The 16,496-nt window shown below is 43.4% G+C and carries 14 protein-coding genes and 1 pseudogene; 7 read left to right on the plus strand and 8 right to left on the minus strand.

What is annotated here, in order from left to right; genetic code table 11:
* Positions 1-101: 101 nt before the first annotated feature.
* Together HC752_RS18885 and HC752_RS18890 are read left to right on the plus strand one after the other, a co-directional pair.
* Positions 102-941 (plus strand): isopenicillin N synthase family dioxygenase, encoded by an 840-nt coding sequence (locus tag HC752_RS18885; protein WP_190336738.1) that lies wholly within the window; start codon positions 102-104, stop codon positions 939-941.
* 600 nt (positions 942-1,541) lie between these two features.
* Positions 1,542-2,153 carry a DNA-J related domain-containing protein gene (locus tag HC752_RS18890; protein WP_190336740.1) on the plus strand — a complete coding sequence of 204 codons (612 nt, stop codon included), beginning with the start codon at positions 1,542-1,544 and terminating at the stop codon, positions 2,151-2,153.
* A gap of 4 nt (positions 2,154-2,157) precedes the next feature.
* Here HC752_RS18890 and HC752_RS18895 read toward each other — a convergent pair whose 3' ends face one another.
* Positions 2,158-2,421 carry a hypothetical protein gene (locus tag HC752_RS18895; RefSeq protein ID WP_190336742.1) on the minus strand — a complete coding sequence of 88 codons (264 nt, stop codon included), beginning with the start codon at positions 2,419-2,421 and terminating at the stop codon, positions 2,158-2,160.
* Between the two features lie 183 nt (positions 2,422-2,604).
* Here HC752_RS18895 and HC752_RS18900 point away from each other — a divergent pair, with 183 nt between their 5' ends.
* A complete protein-coding gene (locus tag HC752_RS18900; protein ID WP_342029493.1) occupies positions 2,605-3,096 on the plus strand; it encodes a LabA-like NYN domain-containing protein in 492 nt (163 codons plus the stop codon).
* Here the strand turns inward: HC752_RS18900 and HC752_RS18905 are convergent.
* From HC752_RS18905 to HC752_RS18930, 6 genes and pseudogenes are all read right to left on the minus strand, one after another.
* Positions 3,093-3,275: a DUF2986 domain-containing protein gene (locus tag HC752_RS18905; RefSeq protein WP_190336745.1), complete on the minus strand. Its 183-nt coding sequence runs from the start codon at positions 3,273-3,275 to the stop codon at positions 3,093-3,095. The two genes, HC752_RS18900 and HC752_RS18905, sit on opposite strands and share 4 nt — an antisense overlap.
* A gap of 71 nt (positions 3,276-3,346) precedes the next feature.
* Complete coding sequence (locus HC752_RS18910) at positions 3,347-4,501, minus strand: MFS transporter (RefSeq protein WP_190336746.1); 1,155 nt, start codon at positions 4,499-4,501, stop codon at positions 3,347-3,349.
* A 176-nt stretch (positions 4,502-4,677) separates the two neighbouring features.
* A pseudogene (locus HC752_RS18915) lies at positions 4,678-4,764 on the minus strand (thioredoxin TrxC); the annotation flags it as partial.
* Between the two features lie 186 nt (positions 4,765-4,950).
* Positions 4,951-6,219, minus strand: coding sequence for a sigma-54-dependent transcriptional regulator (locus tag HC752_RS18920; RefSeq protein WP_190336748.1), 1,269 nt, complete (start codon positions 6,217-6,219; stop codon positions 4,951-4,953).
* Positions 6,206-8,554 carry an ATP-binding protein gene (locus HC752_RS18925; protein ID WP_190336750.1) on the minus strand — a complete coding sequence of 783 codons (2,349 nt, stop codon included), beginning with the start codon at positions 8,552-8,554 and terminating at the stop codon, positions 6,206-6,208. The genes HC752_RS18920 and HC752_RS18925 overlap by 14 nt, the downstream gene beginning before the upstream one ends.
* Positions 8,551-9,777 carry an ABC transporter substrate-binding protein gene (locus HC752_RS18930; RefSeq protein ID WP_342029494.1) on the minus strand — a complete coding sequence of 409 codons (1,227 nt, stop codon included), beginning with the start codon at positions 9,775-9,777 and terminating at the stop codon, positions 8,551-8,553. The genes HC752_RS18925 and HC752_RS18930 overlap by 4 nt, the downstream gene beginning before the upstream one ends.
* 354 nt (positions 9,778-10,131) lie before the next feature.
* Between HC752_RS18930 and HC752_RS18935 the strand changes: the two genes are divergently transcribed.
* The 3 genes from HC752_RS18935 (at position 10,132) to HC752_RS18945 (ending at position 14,665) form a co-directional block, all read left to right on the plus strand.
* Positions 10,132-11,472 carry an MFS transporter gene (locus HC752_RS18935; protein WP_190336754.1) on the plus strand — a complete coding sequence of 447 codons (1,341 nt, stop codon included), beginning with the start codon at positions 10,132-10,134 and terminating at the stop codon, positions 11,470-11,472.
* A 144-nt stretch (positions 11,473-11,616) separates the two neighbouring features.
* On the plus strand, positions 11,617-13,176 hold the full coding sequence (pyk, locus tag HC752_RS18940) for a pyruvate kinase (RefSeq protein ID WP_190336756.1): 1,560 nt from the start codon (positions 11,617-11,619) through the stop codon (positions 13,174-13,176).
* A 403-nt stretch (positions 13,177-13,579) separates the two neighbouring features.
* Positions 13,580-14,665 (plus strand): ketoacyl-ACP synthase III, encoded by a 1,086-nt coding sequence (locus tag HC752_RS18945; protein WP_190336757.1) that lies wholly within the window; start codon positions 13,580-13,582, stop codon positions 14,663-14,665.
* Between the two features lie 94 nt (positions 14,666-14,759).
* On the opposite strand, the gene HC752_RS18950 is transcribed toward HC752_RS18945, so the two are convergent.
* Positions 14,760-15,704: an aminoimidazole riboside kinase gene (locus HC752_RS18950; protein ID WP_190336759.1), complete on the minus strand. Its 945-nt coding sequence runs from the start codon at positions 15,702-15,704 to the stop codon at positions 14,760-14,762.
* A 463-nt stretch (positions 15,705-16,167) separates the two neighbouring features.
* On the opposite strand from HC752_RS18950, the gene HC752_RS18955 reads away from it, so the two are divergent.
* On the plus strand, positions 16,168-16,461 hold the full coding sequence (locus HC752_RS18955; protein ID WP_190336761.1) for an ArsR/SmtB family transcription factor: 294 nt from the start codon (positions 16,168-16,170) through the stop codon (positions 16,459-16,461).
* Positions 16,462-16,496: the final 35 nt, after the last annotated feature.

Below are 16,496 nucleotides of genomic sequence, written 5' to 3' on the forward strand. Positions count from 1 at the left end.
TTAGGTTTGGTTTAACACTCAAATGTTTGTCTTGAATCACATTAATATCTAAACTTTTAACCTTCCAGTCACCTTTATACCCAATAAAAGTAAAGACAGTCATGAAATTAGAAACTGTAGATTATCGTTCCCCAGATGCTGCTGAACAATTTGTTCAATCCCTACGTGAGACAGGTTTTGGCGTACTGAGTAATCATCCTATCCAAAAAGAGCTTGTTGAGTCGATTTACGACAACTGGTACAAGTTTTTTATGACGGACGAAAAAGCACAATATCGTTTTAATGTCGACACACAAGACGGTTACTTTCCTCCAAGTGTCTCTGAAGTGGCGAAAGGGAATACGGTTAAAGACATTAAAGAGTACTTTCATGTCTACCCATGGGGGCAAATTCCCCCTTCGCTAAAAGAGCAAATATTAGATTATTACCAGCAAGCCAATACTTTTGCGCAGGAGCTATTAGGCTGGGTGGAGACGCATGCACCTGCCGATGTTCAAAAGAAGTTTTCCATTCCGTTGTCAGAAATGATTAATGGCAGTGAGCAAACCTTACTGCGCGTACTTCATTACCCGCCAATGACGGGAAATGAAGAGCCCGGAGCAATACGCGCTGCGGCACATGAAGACATCAACCTACTCACTGTTTTACCGGCTGCAAACGAGCCCGGACTGCAAGTCCAAGGAAAGAATGACGAGTGGCTAGATGTGCCCTGTGATTTCGGTAATTTGATTATCAATATTGGTGACATGCTTCAAGAAGCGTCAGGCGGTTATTTCCCGTCGACTACGCACCGAGTGATCAACCCAACTGGTGAGCAGCAAACTCATTCGCGCATCTCACTGCCACTTTTCTTGCATCCGAAACCAGAGGTTGTCTTGTCAGAAAGGTATACGGCTGGTAGCTATCTAACAGAACGTTTGCGCGAACTAGGTGTCATCTAACGTACTACGTCGTCGAGCAAGTTAATCTCAGCTCAGGATAGGCGTTCTCTATCTTGGACTGAGATGATCCTATGCCTTTCAATAACGTCATAAAATACAGAAGAGTCGGCTTTAGAATGATATCTCCCGCCAGTCTTTTGAGTCACATCTTTATGAAGCCACTGACAATAAGTGAGGCTGCCTCTACTTCACTTGTGGTAAACAGCCATTCCAAAATTGAGAATCCATATGCAACGTCAGTTGTTTCTTCGAGCATGTTGCTAGATTAACCATCTCTGTGAAACTTGCGGCAAGAGAGACGATGGTCAAAGCACCGATCCCCAAGATCGTGTCTATGAAAAGCGGCGTCTAAACTGTGATGCATTCTTATTGTTCCGACAACGTTCCCCGTTTCATTCAGGTACCATAGGGGAGAGTAGAAAACGCTCATTGGTTGTGCAAGCATCCGGTATGGGGACCGTAGGGGTTTGAATAAAGCAACAACTATCATAATAGTGAGCTGTATACAAACTAAAATTTGTGATGCCGGTTAACGTATAGAGAGTGACAAAATCTTCTCTATAGCTTTGAATATAAGTAGTAGATTAAATAAGAGCGCTTATGTCGAACAACGATTTAATTCATAGTCATGACCCACACATGGAAAACCCATTAGTGTGGCCCATTATGGAAGTGTTGAAAAAGAAACGCGAAGGTTGGAAGGTCCATACTTTAGCCTCTCATCTCTCTGAATTGGGTATCATTCCTTTTCTGGATTCTTCCCCAGAGAAGGATCTATTTAAGCGAAATTTCTTAATGATGAATGCCTTATATCAATTGCAAGAAACGTTGTATCCGGATTCTTGGGTTCAGGTTCAAGCGATGGACATCCAATTAAAAAGTGACACACAGGTTCGTGAATATGAAATTGATGTTAATGATCCTCTGCGTGATTACTATACAGATTGGAGTAATTACGAGGCAGAAAGTGGGGAAGTAAAAAGACTGCTTAATGAATTTTGGACCCGATACCGAAATTTTGTAGGTTCACACAGTGGAGATATGACTCGTCAGAAAGCGCTACGATTGTTTGAACTAGACGACACATCAACACAAACTGAAATACGTAAGCAATGGCGCAGAATGGCACTTAAGTGGCACCCTGATAGAGAAGGGGGCAACACGGAAAAATTTAGAACACTATGCGAAGCTTGGCATTTGCTGCGGGACTGATTCTTCAGTGACAAGAAATTTGCACGTCAAAAAAGCGGAAAGAAAATCCGCTTTCAGTAACCTTTGCTGTATTAATTCGGATCTCTTTTGTGTAAAGCAAAATTTTAAATATGGCTTTACGCATTCGTTTTAGCACGAAACAAAATATAAGATGCTTCAATATTTCCGCTTCAATGTTTCCTGTTTCCAATGGCGTTGATGGGTAGGGTAAAACGGGAGAGTGAGGCTGTTCGTCATCGTGATTAGCACCCAAATGACGTTGAGTCATCTCCCTCTCCCTGTCTCAGAAAATCTCGATTGATTTCGGAGCCGATTCATCACGTGAGTATTGGCGCTTAATTGAACAATTATGGTTCTGATACGGAGATGTCACTGAAATCGGAGGTATTAGAGTCGAGATTCTTAGAAATTTCTGTATGCTGTTGCCTTCAACATATATATGGATGCTGTCGTGGAAAAAGAAAACCAAAAAGAGAAAATCGCCATCTTGGTTGATGTACAAAACGTGTACTACACCACCAGAGAAAGGTTTAGAAAAAACTTTGATTACAATGAGTTTTGGTGGAGGGCAACGAACGATCGGGAAGTTGTATTCGCCAATGCTTATGCCATTTCTAGCCAACAAGAAAAGCAAAGGCAATTTCATCATATTCTAAGAGGAATCGGGTTTAATGTTGTCTTGAAGCCTTTTATCCAAAGGCTGGATGGCAGTACAAAAGCGGATTGGGATGTTGGTATAGCCATCGATGCAATAGAAATGGCGTCCGATGTAGACACAATTGTACTGCTTTCAGGAGATGGTGATTTCGATATTCTTGCAAGGCGTATATGTGAAAAATACAAAAAGCGGGTAGAGGTCTATGGAGTTAGAGCACTGACTGCGCAATCGCTGATAGACAGTGCAACTCAATACTTTCCAATAGAAGAAGATATGCTGCTTTAGTCGTTGTTGTGGCTGACTTCAGTGGTAGACGTTGAATCTGATTGAACCTGCGCTTCCGCTTCGAGTTTTTCCCGTTCGGCTTTAGAAATGTACTTAGGCTTGTTGCTTTGTTGCAGTTTTGAATTTTTCTTCTTCTGCTTCTTTTTCAGAATTTGATTGATTTTCTTTTTCCGGTTCATTGCTGTATTCCGTCGACCTTATTAAGGACGCGCAGAATACAGCGATAGCAGCATTTTTACAAACTTAATTGTTACCCGCCAGCAACAAGAGTGGGCTTGTGTCTTGCACTCGAAATCAACATGTAAATGCTGGTTGCCAGTAAAGTGACAAACAAGTAACCCATTAGCCCTTCCTCTTTGGCTAGAAACGTATACGCAACTGTCGGACCTAGTACAGAACCAACACTGTAGCTAAACAACATGACCTGAGTTGCGGATACAATGTAGTTGTCTCCTAACTTATCGCAAGCCAGATTAATTGCGACTGGGTAAAGAGCAAAACTTGCCATACCTAAAACGAATAACGATCCAGCGAGAACCGATTGCGACTTGAATACAGCAATAAGAGCAATAGCGAATGTACCTAACAGGCTGAATAACGCCAGCAACAATGCCCTTGCTGCGTATTTGAGTAACCAAGAAGCGATCGGTTGAACAAGCATGCCTCCTAGAATGATCAAAGCCATCAAGTTGCCCACTTGATTTAATTCAACGTTTCTATTGGTTAATTCAAGTGGCATGAGACCATAAATAGCGCCCATTACTAGCCCTGATACTGTGCAGCCAACCAACGCTGGCTTACTTAGTTGCATGATTTGCTTAAACGGCATAGTGTCGTGTTGTTCGCACTCTGGTTGGGTCGAGCGGATTACCATCAAAGATATTGCTGCAAGTACTATGAGCGTAAGGATCACGACAAATGGAGCATTGCCGCTTACGCCAAACATGTTAATACCTAACTGTCCAAGGGAGGAGCCACCATATAAGAACATCATGTACATGCCCAATCTCTTGCCTCTTCCAGATGCGTCTCCCGTGAGAAGCCAAGATTCGACAATCACAAAGATACCAGCGACGGCTATACCTGCAACTAGACGTGAAACAACCCATATTTCAGCATGTGGGAAAATAGGCAAGAGTAAAATGGTGCTACAAAGCAATGCCAAACATAATATAAACCCGTTGCGGTGCCCCGTTTTTGCGACTAATCGTTCTATGGCTATCGCACCAATGAGTAGCCCGGCGTAGAAACTGCTCGCAACTAAGCTTGCTATATCAGAACTCATACCGTACTCACTCAACATCAAAGGAATGATGCTCATTAAGTAGCTTGATGCGATAGCAAACAAAGACAGCGCAATCACTGGTGCGGTGATGTTTAATGGCGCAGTTGACGTGTTTTCCAATGCCAGAATCTCGTGAAAAATAAGTTAGTTAGGAGCGGCGACTTTGGATTTTTAAGAGGGGTTAGTAAAACGAATAATTTTTATTCTGACGATAAATATTCTTTGATGTGGCGACGAAAAAAAGCCCCATCAAAATACGCATTCAATGGGGTTTTTTTAGTGTTTGATATTTGGAATTATTTTGTTAAGGCTTGGTTGAGCCACTGATCAAATTGCAATTTTGGTAACACACCGTTAATAACATCGATTCGTTTTCCATTCTTTTCCAATACTTTGGCGCTTTGTCATTTACAATCACAAATATATGACCAGTTGCTTTCCCTGTGATTAATGATAATAAATACCATTAATTTTCATAAGTGTATTTTATCAAACCTTGTTTGTTTACCAAACCTCGGTGTTTTTGCCAGATCTCGGCTTCATGCTTGACCTCAGCTTCATGCTCAACCTTAGCTTCGAGTTTTAAATTTATCTTTTTCTATCCCATGCTTTTTCATTCTAAGGTACAGTTTTTTTCGCGGAACTTGTAAGTAGTTAGCGGCCTCAGAAACTTTACCAGAGTATAGAAATAAGGCGTCTTCGATCACCTGTTTTTCGTAATCATCGACGAGATCATCAAGCGGAGTCTTTAAAACATCTTGATTGGATATTCTATTTTGCCCCGCTAACTTTACTATTCCGATGGCGTAGAGTTCAGCAACGTTCCTAAGCTCACGCACATTCCCAGGCCAAGTATGGTTTCTTAATGTATTCAGGTAATACGCATCCACAGTTGGTAAAGGCTTTGCCAATTTCGTGCAGCTTTGTTTAAGAAAATAATGAAAGAGTGTGGCAATGTCATCAGGACGTTTTCGTAATGAAGGGACTTCAATGTTTCCTTGGCTGACCAAATAGTAAAGTTCTGGGTTTAAACGCTGATCTTTAATTAATGCTTCAGGATCTTCATTGAAGATGGCAATAAGTCGGGTATGACTTTTACCGCTGCGCTCCTGACGCAGTAATTCCTGCGCTAAGTAGTGCTGAATGTTTTCAGGAATCGACTCGATTTGAGTGATTAATAATGTGCCATTGGCACTCTTATTCAGAGCGGTTTCCGCATCATTTTGACTTTGAAGCGCGCTGCCTTGATATTGTAGGAACGTGTATTCGGGTAGCTTGCTAAGTTGATGAATAAGGTGAGCAAGGCTCCTTCGACCAGTGCCAGATTCACCAATAATTGCGATGTGATTATTCAGCATAGCCAATTGAGCTACGTGGCTACGGATCAATTGAATTTGAGCAGAGTGACCGATTATTTCTGCTTTGATCGATTGAGTGACATGTCGTTTTTGTTGAATGTACTCTTGTCTGACTTTGAGGTGTTTTTTTATTAATTCAAGCAATGCTGGTGGATTGATCGGCTTTTCTAAAAAATCACTGGCGCCTTTTTTCACAGCCTCAACCGCCATGGGAATGTCACCATGACCCGTAATCACAACGACTGGAATATTCCCATCAATGGATTTGATTCTTTCAAGCAACTCCATACCATTTAACTTGGGCATATACATATCAATAATGGCGACCCCTTCCCAGTTAGCATCAATATAGCTACAAGCTTTAGTCGAATCTTGTACGCATTTTGCTGGGATGTTCGCAATCGACATCAGGTGGCTGTAAGAATCCAATACATCAGCGTCGTCATCGACAAGCAAAGCGGAAAAATTATTGTGGGTCATTAGGTAACTCCAATACAACTAATGCGCCTCTAGAAAGCGTAGACGCAAGATAAATCTTCGCATTAAAACGGTTTAGAATTGATCGACAGATGTTGAGCCCTAAACCAAGTCCAACTTCTTTCGTCGTTGTAAATGGTGTGAAAATCTGATGGATGACGTTACCGTCAAACCCCTTACCGCTATCCGAAATGAAAAGCATTGTTTCTCCGGTTTTGTATGGCTCACAGCTGATGTTGATGGTTCTGGTATCGACTTCTGAAATCGCTTCTAGACTGTTTACCAAAAGGTTGACTAAAACTTGTTCAAGGCCAACATTATCTGCAAATACGTACATCTCTTCCTTAACATCGAGTTCGATGGCAGCTTCCAGTTTTTTAGCCTGAGTGCCGACCAATACCAAGGCTTGATCAAGTGCCTCGCGTAGGCTGATAGACGATAGGGCAACATCTTGCGGCTGTTTTTTAGCAAAATGTCTTAAGCTGTTGATGATTTTGCCCATGCGTTCTGCCATAACACTGATGCGAGAAAGTGATTCATTCGTAAGCGGATATTGTTGCTGTTTAAGTGCCATCTGAGCACTGAATAAATAGGTGCTTATGGCGGTAAGTGGTTGATTGAGCTCGTGTGCTAACGACGACATGGTTTGGCCGACCACTGCCATTTTCGCTGCTTGAATAAGCTCGCTCTGCGTTTCTTTCAGATGAAATTCAGCTTTTACTCTTTCTTCGATTTCGACCTGAAGATCTTGGTTTGCAGCAACTAAATCCTTTGTTTTTTCTGCGACACGTTGTTCCAGCAAGTGGTTGGCGTGCGCTTGCTCGGTAATGTCAACCACCGTTACCATCACCTTTTCGGCTCGTCCCTGTTGAAATACACTCAAATAAAAGCGTAAGTAATACGGCGCGTTTTCACTCCCAAGCGAAAGAACCACGTTTGCTTCACCAGCCGTCAGTAGCCTCGATTGGGGGGCAAACAGTTCCTTTAAAGCACTTTGCTTTTCCTTTGGTATCCAATTCCATAAATGACTTTCTGGGATCTTGTTTGGGAGCTCGAACAACTGTTTAGCACTCATGTTCACGGATTCGATTCTTCCAGTCATATCACAGGTGACTAAACTAGAATGTGTGTTGTTAATCAGATTCAACGCATTGGTTTGTTCCATTTCAAGCATCGCAAAGTAAAACTCTTTGAGTTTTCGGCTAATGCCGGCGATTTCATCTTTGCCTTCAACGGGGAAAGGAAAATCGTGCTTTTTGTGTGTCATGGCATCTAAGGTGGTACTGAGCGCTGTTAACCTTGAAACGATACGACGATGAATAAAGTAATAGGTTAAAAATACACTCGTTAAAATGGACAGACTGAAGCACGCTATTAGGATTTGATTACCGTAAGAAATCACATCGGCAGTGTCGCTTTTTACCGCAATAAAGTCGCTGTTTGCATTGGAAGCAAGGTAGGCAACATTTTGATGAAGCCTATTTAACTGTTGGGAGATTTTTTCTTGTTGTTCTCGAAGCGAATGGCGGGATGAGACTAACTTACTTAATGCCAAATGAAAGCCGCCATTCAAATCGAGAAGGGAATCTAACTCACCAATGAGCTGCTGGTAAGATATTGCAGAAGGAATTTGGTATAACGGTGCACTCATTTCTTTAAGATCATCTAACCGAAATTGGATAACTTTCATGCCATTATCAACTTGAGACACATGAGAAAACATCGTGACTTCTTGCAGTAAAGAATACAATGCGAGTTCTAAATCGGTGACGTTTTGAATGAGCCTTAGAGTCGCGAGCAATTTGGCTTGGGCGTATGTATTGCTTTCTCGTTCAACTTGCCATTCGATTTCTTGCCTTAACGGCTTTAATTCTGAACGTATATCTTGATGAATCCATTGTATCTGTTCATTAATCCTCGCGGATGCACGCATTTTATCGATATGCCGTCGAACTAACTCCTCGTAGAGAGAGATCTGATTTGCAAGAGAGCGGTAGCCTGAAAGTAGCGTGTGAGCTTGTGGGTTGTCTCTTAGATTCTTAAGGGTTTCCTCGATACCATTCAACTCTAGGTGCAGTGATTGCACGTGATCGTCCAGAACCACGGTGTTATCAATCTCTGGCAGGTAGTTAATAAGCGCGCGTATTTGAGAGCTGCGACTTTCAAGCTGATAACTGGCGTTATATTTGGGAACGCTCGTGGTTAACAAGCTTTCTACTTGCCTATCTAACGTGTTCCAAGTGATCCACGCAACCATGCTGACTATCGCAAGTAAAACAGTAGAGGTGGCAAAAGCCAATATCAGTTTTGCCCCAATGGTGTGGTACCGAAACTTCATCGACCCTCACCTTGAATTAACCCTCGAACGCTTTGCATCACGCTATGGATAGTGACTTCGCGCTGAGTCTTGACCATGTGCTGCCATTGCGCCAGTTTGGCGCGAACCTCTGGTTTCTGAATGTCACTAGATTGTTGAGAAGGAAAGATTTCCGCCATCGATTGAGAAAACTCAGCTTGGCTGATCGGTGGGGAAAACAGCTGCTGTTGCAAGCGGTCTAATTCCGTTAAAGCCAATTCGTTATTCCCAAACCGATTTCTAGCTTGAATGAGGGCTAACCAAGCATCTTGAAGTTGTGGTAGCTGCCGCGTCACAAGAACATCGAATAAATGGATGATTCCGTGTTCTCTTTCCAGTAAGGAATCTAGGTTCAAAATAACGTGTTTGCCATGCAAAAGTGCGGTGTCGTTTACGCTGTACTTTGCAAAGGTATTCGTTTGAATCGCGGTTTGAATGGTATTTGACAGTAATAGCTCAACAAACCTCCTCCTATACGCGTCTTCAGTTTTTTGTTTAACAAAGCCGATGTAGGTCGGCATGAGTGTTAAGTCCTTATCATGAGTGAAATCGATGTAATCCAGCTTTTGTTTTAGGTTTTTGGCGTAACTGTCAATGGTAGGCCCTACACCAATACTGCCAGCGGCGATTGAATCCGCCACCCCAAAGCTGCGGGATGAAATGGTGGCCAAGTTCGCGCCGACATTAGTGATAATTTGCCATCCTTGATTCCAGCCATATTGAGTAAGAATACTCTCGACCATGAGCTGCGTTGTTCCAGATCGGGAAGGGGCGCTCATGGTCACGTGACCAAAGTAAATGGGGTTCGTGAGCGAAGAAAAAGACGTTGGATCAGGTAACTGATGATTGCGGAAATAATCACGATTCCATACAACACCGGCACCTGAATAGCCAATGGTAACCACTTTACTTAGCTCAGGAAGAATATAGGCAGATAATGGCAGGGGAGGCTTAAAACGAGTGGGGACGTCCATAAGCTTTTCCTGCATTGTTAAACGTGAAATAACCAAAGGCGATGAAGTGAGCACTAAATCGATATCTTCAATATATTGGTTATTGAGAAGCTTCATGCTTGATGATGTGGGCCTGTGGACGACTTTGACTTTAGCGTTGGCATTGAGGCGTTTGAATTCTTCTACTAGGGGGATCAAAGGATCCCTAGAGAAGGTCGTAAGTATCACGAGTTCATTCTCATTTGCGTTCACATTAACGAAAGCTTGGCAGAAGATAAGAAAAAAAAGTGTTTTCAAAGACCGTTTTTTCAATTGAGGTACCTCACAAAACCCACCCAATATGTGCGTCTAATCAAAAATAAGAATGTTGACGAAAATTACCGTACTCGGACTTTGAGTCAGAATTGACGCGATGTTATGAGAATTTTATCAGCAAAAAATGACTTTCATTACTCAAAATACCCAATTTTGACTCGCGACAGATCATGAAATGTGTCAAAAGTGCCTCAAATTCGTCATTTTGAGCCAAGACGAAAATTTCATGATGATTGCCCCGTTAACAGATCATTGTCTGATAAAGACAATTCACATTGAACGGAGCACAGTATGCTTAACATTTTTAAAACTCGACCAGACCTTCCTTTGTCGGATGGTTCTAAAGAGGAAATGCAATCACGCTTTAAGCGGTATCAGTGGCAAGTTTTCCTAGGATTGGTGTTCGGATACGCGGTTTTTTACGTGGTTCGAATGTCTCTTGGGGTCGTAAAGAAACCGATGCTCGATGCGGGTATCGTGTCTATCGAAGAATTGGGCATTATGGGTTCAGCCTTCTTCTTTACGTATGCAATAGGCAAATTTTCAAACGGCTTCCTTTCTGATTACGCCAATATTGGCCGATTTATGTCGTTTTCACTCCTCCTTTCGGGGCTAACCGCCATCGTAATGGGGTTGAACACAACAGCGTTTTTCTTCGTGCTTTTATGGGGCTTAAATGGTTGGTTCCAGTCCGTTGGGTCAGCACCATCATGTGTTTCTCTTTTCCAATGGTTTTCACCTAAACAACGGGGTAGTCGCTATTCCATTTGGGGTGGATCGCGCAACATTGGTGAAGGCATAACGTGGATCCTTACTGCAACGTTAGTCAGCTACTTAGGTTGGAGAGCTGGCTTTATAGGCGCGGGTATTGCTGCAATTGCCGCGGCACTTTGTATGTTCTTTGCTCTAAAAGATCGTCCTCAAACTTATGGTTTACCCGATGCTGCTTCAGCATTCGATGAAGAACCTGAAATTAAAAAAGCGAACGATCCAAAAGAAACGCGTAAAGCTCAGCTGTTTATCCTAAAACAACCGACAGTATGGTTAATTGCGGCGGCCTGTGCAGCGATGTACATCTCTCGTTATGCGATGTCTTCTTGGGCGGTGTTATACCTTCAAGAAAGCAAAGGTTATTCGTTGATTGACGCTGGTTTTGCAATGTCTACCTACCCAATCGCAGGTTTAGTCGGTGCGATCCTGTCGGGAATCGTGTCAGACAAATTCTTTAACGCTAACCGCCACATTCCAACTCTACTTTACGGAATCGCAAACATTGCAGGCATGTGTTTGATGTTCTTTGGCCCAGATAACCGCATGGTTGACGCTGTTGCACTTGGCATGATTGGCTTCGCGATTGGTGGCTTGGTGGTATTCCTTGCTGGTCTGACAGCTTGCGACCTAATGCCTAAAAACGCAGTGGGTGCAGTAAAAGGATTCATCGGCTTGTTCTCCTATATTGCGGCGTCAGCTCAGGAGTTGATATCGGCTTCTCTAATCAAGATCGAAGAAGTGAATGGTGTCAAAACTTACGACTTTAGCCAAGCCCAGTATTTCTGGCTAGCGGCTAGTGTTGTATCGCTGGTTCTTGCATTAACGGTTTGGAATGCGAAAAAAGTGACGGATATCGACTAACACAAATTGGGGCTGATTGATATTTCAGCCCCTCTTACTTGCGCCCATTTATCTATACCCAAGTGTCCTAGTAGAACACATCGCCAATTATAAGGCTGCTTGGGTATACATAGATTTAAACTACTTAATTACAGGATCTTAAACATGTGCAAAACGAAAATCGTCGCAACGTTAGGACCAGCAAGCCAAAGCCGAGAAGTCATCACAGAGCTATTCAGAGCTGGGGTCAGCGTCGTTAGGCTGAACTTTTCTCATGGTACTGCCCAGCAACACATTCAAACAGCGGAACTCGTAAGAGAAATTGCCTGTGAACAACAGTTAAATGTCGGGGTTTTGGTGGACCTTCAAGGACCCAAGATTCGCATATCCAGTTTTGAAGACCAAAGTGTCGACTTAGAAAAAGGGCAGACGTTCTTCCTCGATGCACAACATCCAGCGGACAAAGGCAATCGTGAAAGGGTTGGGCTGGATTACCCAGAGCTGATTAAAGACCTGAACGTTGGCCATGTTTTGCTGCTCGATGATGGGCGTGTTCAACTCGAAGTCACCGCCATAGATAGCGATGGTCAGTGGGCGAAAACAACAGTACTAAACCAAGGGAAGCTCTCTAATAGGAAAGGGATCAACCTCCTAGGAGGCGGTTTGTCTGCGCCAGCGCTTACTGAAAAGGACAAACAAGATATCCATACTGCTGCCCGCCTTAATGCCGACTTCATTGCGGTTTCGTTTCCACGCAATGGTCAAGACATTCACTACGCACGCAAGTTAGTTCAACAAGCGGGTTGTCATGCGCAAATTGTGGCCAAGGTAGAGCGAGCGGAAATTGTTGAAAGTGATGAAAACATGGATGACGTCATTGCTGCGTCAGACATCATTATGGTGGCCAGAGGGGACTTGGGGGTCGAAATTGGTGACGCGAGATTACCCAACGTTCAAAAACGTTTGATTAAGCGAGCGAAATTGGCGGGCAAGCCAGTCATTACGGCCACTCAAATGATGGAATCGATGATAGAAAACCCGATACCAACACGCGCTGAAGTGTTAGATGTGGCAAACGCAGTTATCGATGGCACCGACGCCGTTATGCTTTCTGCGGAATCTGCCGCTGGGAAATACCCAATCGAAGCGGTTAGATCCATGGTTAGGATCGCATCAGGAGCAGAACAAGATCCTTACGAACCTCATAGCCACTGGGACGAATTGGAGCACCTGTGTAAACGTGTTAATCAAACACAAAACGGCACAAACACCACTTCAACTGGTCAGGCTAAGATCGACCCCAATAAGAGTTTCGCCATCTCGTCGATGATCTCCGCATCCAATACTAACCAAGCGCTTGGTGTCGTTATTTTAACCAAGGATGGTCAAACGCCATTACTCATGTCTCGATGTATGACGAACTCCATCGTATGGGCTTTGTCGGATAATCGGGCTTTATTGAAAAAGCTATCCATTCTGCGTGGTGTTGTTCCTGTGTTTTTTGAGGCTTCAGAGCAAAACCAAAGCGACCTCAATGAAAGAATTAAGGGGCTCTTATCCAAACGTGCGCGTGCACTTGGCATGGATGCATTGCTCGTTGCACAACTTGAAGGGATTGAAAATGTTGGTGCTATAAACGCTTGTTGGCTTATCGATTTAAACGAATGCAAACAAGAAAACGAAGAGTTGGTTGCTACGCAACCCGCTGTGTTGGTGAAAGTGTAGGGCTTTCATCAATTCACCGTTGCGCACGATTTAGGTTCCCCCTAAAACCCAATTATACGCGCACATGTCAAACAAACTGAAAAGTTTGTAAACCAGATTTACGGTGGGCGAATCTCCCGTCTACAGTGATTGGTTATCTGACACCCTTGCTCCACAAGGTTTGACCCGCTTATTTAGCGGGTCTTTTTTATCCACCATGTTCTTTCTAATGCGTTAATAGAGCACTCTAATCAAACTCTGCCACTGATCTCGGTCGTCGATGTGAAATCCAATCAATACTTGCTGAACCTAGCATCTTAGGGGCGTTTGGGTATATGCTTGAAACGTATGCCCAACATGAAAAATCCATGTTTCAAACTGACTTGGGTCGTAACCATAAAAATAAAACGACAGGTGAAATAATATGCAATCGAGTTTTGCAGAAATTACAGGCTGGGGTAAGTGTTTGCCGCCAGCCAAGCTTTCTAACCACGACTTAAGTACATTTTTAGAAACCTCGGACGAGTGGATAAAAACAAGAACAGGCATTGAAGAACGTCGAATTAGCCACGTGAACACCTCCGATCTTGCCACTGTTGCAGCGCAGAGAGCGCTTGCGTGTGCGGGGCTAGACGCAGAGGATATCGATTGTTTGATCGTCGCGACCTGCTCGCCAGATACCTTAATCCCAAATATTGCTTCAAAGGTGCAATCAAATTTAGGCATAAAAAGTTGTGCCTCTTTCGATATGAATGCTGCTTGTACGGGCTTCGTCTATGGGCTAGAAACGGCAACGCGCTTGATTCAGGCGGGCAATTACCAACATGCACTCGTTATCGGTGCGGAGCGCCTAACGTTTTATTTAGATTGGACTCAGCGTGATACGGCCGTTTTATTTGGTGATGGAGCGGGTGCGGTCGTGTTAAGCAAAACCTCAAAGCCTGTTGGCTTGCAGCAAGCACAATTAGGTTGTGATGCCGAAGGTCGAAATATCTTATCGGTGCCCAAATATGGGACAGCAATGGATCGCTTTGCTGCGGATAACGGCTACTGGAGTTTTGAATTCGTTGGAAAGGAAATATTCAAACGGGCTGTAAGGGGAATGGGAGCCGCTGCACAAACCGTATTGAGCCGTTCTAATTTGAGCACGGATGATATCGATCTCGTGGTACCGCATCAGGCGAACGTACGAATAATCCAAACTCTTTGTGACCACGCTGAAATTGATCGGAATAAAGCTTTTATTAATATTCATAAATACGGCAATACATCGGCTGCAACCGTGCCCATTGCATTATGTGAGGCGGTTGAAGAAGGTAGGGTGAAGCCAGGGAGTGATATTCTTACGGCGGCTTTCGGAGCCGGTCTTACGTGGGCGGCGGGACACATAAAATGGGGTGACAGGGTCACACCTTTGAATCCATCAGAAGCCGAGTTACCCGTAGCGAATAAGACCGCACTTGAGCTATTGGAAAGTGCGATAGAGCATTGTAAGTCGCGCCATAAATAGTTTAGTAATCAGAGAGGTAAAAAGAGCCATTTGAGTGGCTCTTTTTCTAAATGTTTACCTTTCGGTTAACATTCTTAGCCTCTTCAATGATACGTTAACCCAGCACTTGAACTCGTGATCCGTTAATAAACGCACTCAACGCTTCGATAGTCGGTAACGCGGTCATTGCTCCCTTCTGTGTTGTGGCGAGTGCTCCGCATCCGTTTGCCCAGTTTACAGCTTGAATGACATTGTCGATCTTATTCCAATCTTGGCTCTGCGCTAGGTAGGTGAGCAGACCACCAACAAAAGCATCTCCTGCGCCTGTTGTATCCACCGGTGACACGACTTTCCCTGTTATTAGGGTTTGAGCCTTTTCATGGACGATCAAGGCACCTTTTGCTCCTTGAGTAACGAGAATCAATGGTAAGTTGAGGTGTTCTAAACTCGACAGGCCTTCATTGATAGAATGGGTGTTTGTTAAATAAAACAATTCGTCATCCGAAAACTTTACAACATCGGCGAGTTCGATTGCTTTCATGACCGTTGGAACAATGTCTTCTTGGTTTGCCCAGACTTCGTGGCGCAGGTTGGGGTCAAAACTGATGTAGCCACCCGCTTCTTTGATACGTTGCATCGCAAGCAAAGTGGTTGTTCTTGCAGGCTCATTGGCAAGCGCGATGGAACATATGTGGAGCCACTCGCCGGACTGAAAGTTTGGTATATCTTCGGGTTGCGTATATTGATCGGCACTCGGGCGAACCATAAATGTAAAGGTTCTTTCTCCTGAATCGTCCAGTTCGACGACAACCGTAGACGTACGCTGGTCTTCGTCCATTTTTATCAAGCGATTATCTACGTTTTCTTTCGATAGCGTTTGCTTTAGAAAGCGACCAAAAGGGTCGTCGCCAACTCGTCCAAAAAACGCACTGTGCCCCCCTAATCGTGCAATCGCTACTGCTACGTTAGCAGGAGCGCCGCCAGGGCATTTTAAGTACGTGCTATCCGTATCCGGAATCAAATCGACTACCGCATCTCCGGTCACCCAAACTTTGTTCATTATCTATTCCTTTAAACGACTCATCATCGAACTTAACCAACTCGCTCGTACAACTCAAGGGGTAACCACAATGGGTGATAAATAGTGTAAGCAAATTGAATAAAGCGCATTGCTAAAAAGTAAGCGGAGCGATAACGCTTGTAAAGTGCTGTTTTGTATATATTTGGCTCAAAATTTATCGTTACCTAAGGGGGTGAAATAGGGGCATGATTACGATATTTTTAGGCTATTGATTGTTATATCTATTCTTCATCGATCTCCATCCCACTTCTGCATTTTTGAAAGTGATCGCTTTTCTGATGGCTACTGATTTAAAGAACTTACTATTGAGTGATTTTCTAAACAAAATGGTCGTCTATGCAAAACGTATTACGTTAATAGCTAATTAAGGGTTTCCTTATCTTGACTAATCCTTATTTATTAGTAAAATCTAAATTAGATTATGTTGAAGTGAGAGGTGTCGATGAGTCTTCAAGAAATGAAAACAAGCTCAATAGAAGTCGCTGACATTCTTAGAGTCCTGTCGCATCCAGAACGCCTTCTGGTACTTTGTCAGCTTGTTGATGGTGAAGTAGGAGCAGGGCAACTTCAGAGTGGATCGACACTCAGTCAGTCTGCCTTTTCACAACACCTTACGGTTTTGAGAAAAAACAATCTGGTGAGTGTCAGGAAGGAGTCTCAGCAAGTTTTCTATTCACTCGCTGATAAACGGATAGAAAGATTGATTTATCACTTGCACGACATTTTCTGTTCGTAAACCATTTTTCGATTTATCTAAGTTTTCTTACTTTA

The sequence above is a fragment of the Vibrio sp. S9_S30 genome (assembly GCF_014694455.1).
In the GTDB taxonomy this organism is placed as follows: Bacteria; Pseudomonadota; Gammaproteobacteria; order Enterobacterales; family Vibrionaceae; genus Vibrio.

What these genes read in the sequence shown, in the direction of transcription:
- HC752_RS18885 (WP_190336738.1), top strand. Translation starts at nt 102, where the DNA reads ATGAAATTAGAAACTGTAGATTATCGTTCCCCAGATGCTGCTGAACAA.
- HC752_RS18890 (WP_190336740.1), top strand. Translation starts at nt 1,542, where the DNA reads ATGTCGAACAACGATTTAATTCATAGTCATGACCCACACATGGAAAAC.
- HC752_RS18895 (WP_190336742.1), bottom strand. Translation starts at nt 2,421, where the DNA reads ATGACTCAACGTCATTTGGGTGCTAATCACGATGACGAACAGCCTCAC.
- HC752_RS18905 (WP_190336745.1), bottom strand. Translation starts at nt 3,275, where the DNA reads ATGAACCGGAAAAAGAAAATCAATCAAATTCTGAAAAAGAAGCAGAAG.
- HC752_RS18920 (WP_190336748.1), bottom strand. Translation starts at nt 6,219, where the DNA reads ATGACCCACAATAATTTTTCCGCTTTGCTTGTCGATGACGACGCTGAT.
- HC752_RS18925 (WP_190336750.1), bottom strand. Translation starts at nt 8,554, where the DNA reads ATGAAGTTTCGGTACCACACCATTGGGGCAAAACTGATATTGGCTTTT.
- HC752_RS18935 (WP_190336754.1), top strand. Translation starts at nt 10,132, where the DNA reads ATGCTTAACATTTTTAAAACTCGACCAGACCTTCCTTTGTCGGATGGT.
- pyk (WP_190336756.1), top strand. Translation starts at nt 11,617, where the DNA reads ATGTGCAAAACGAAAATCGTCGCAACGTTAGGACCAGCAAGCCAAAGC.
- HC752_RS18945 (WP_190336757.1), top strand. Translation starts at nt 13,580, where the DNA reads ATGCAATCGAGTTTTGCAGAAATTACAGGCTGGGGTAAGTGTTTGCCG.
- HC752_RS18950 (WP_190336759.1), bottom strand. Translation starts at nt 15,704, where the DNA reads ATGAACAAAGTTTGGGTGACCGGAGATGCGGTAGTCGATTTGATTCCG.
- HC752_RS18955 (WP_190336761.1), top strand. Translation starts at nt 16,168, where the DNA reads ATGAGTCTTCAAGAAATGAAAACAAGCTCAATAGAAGTCGCTGACATT.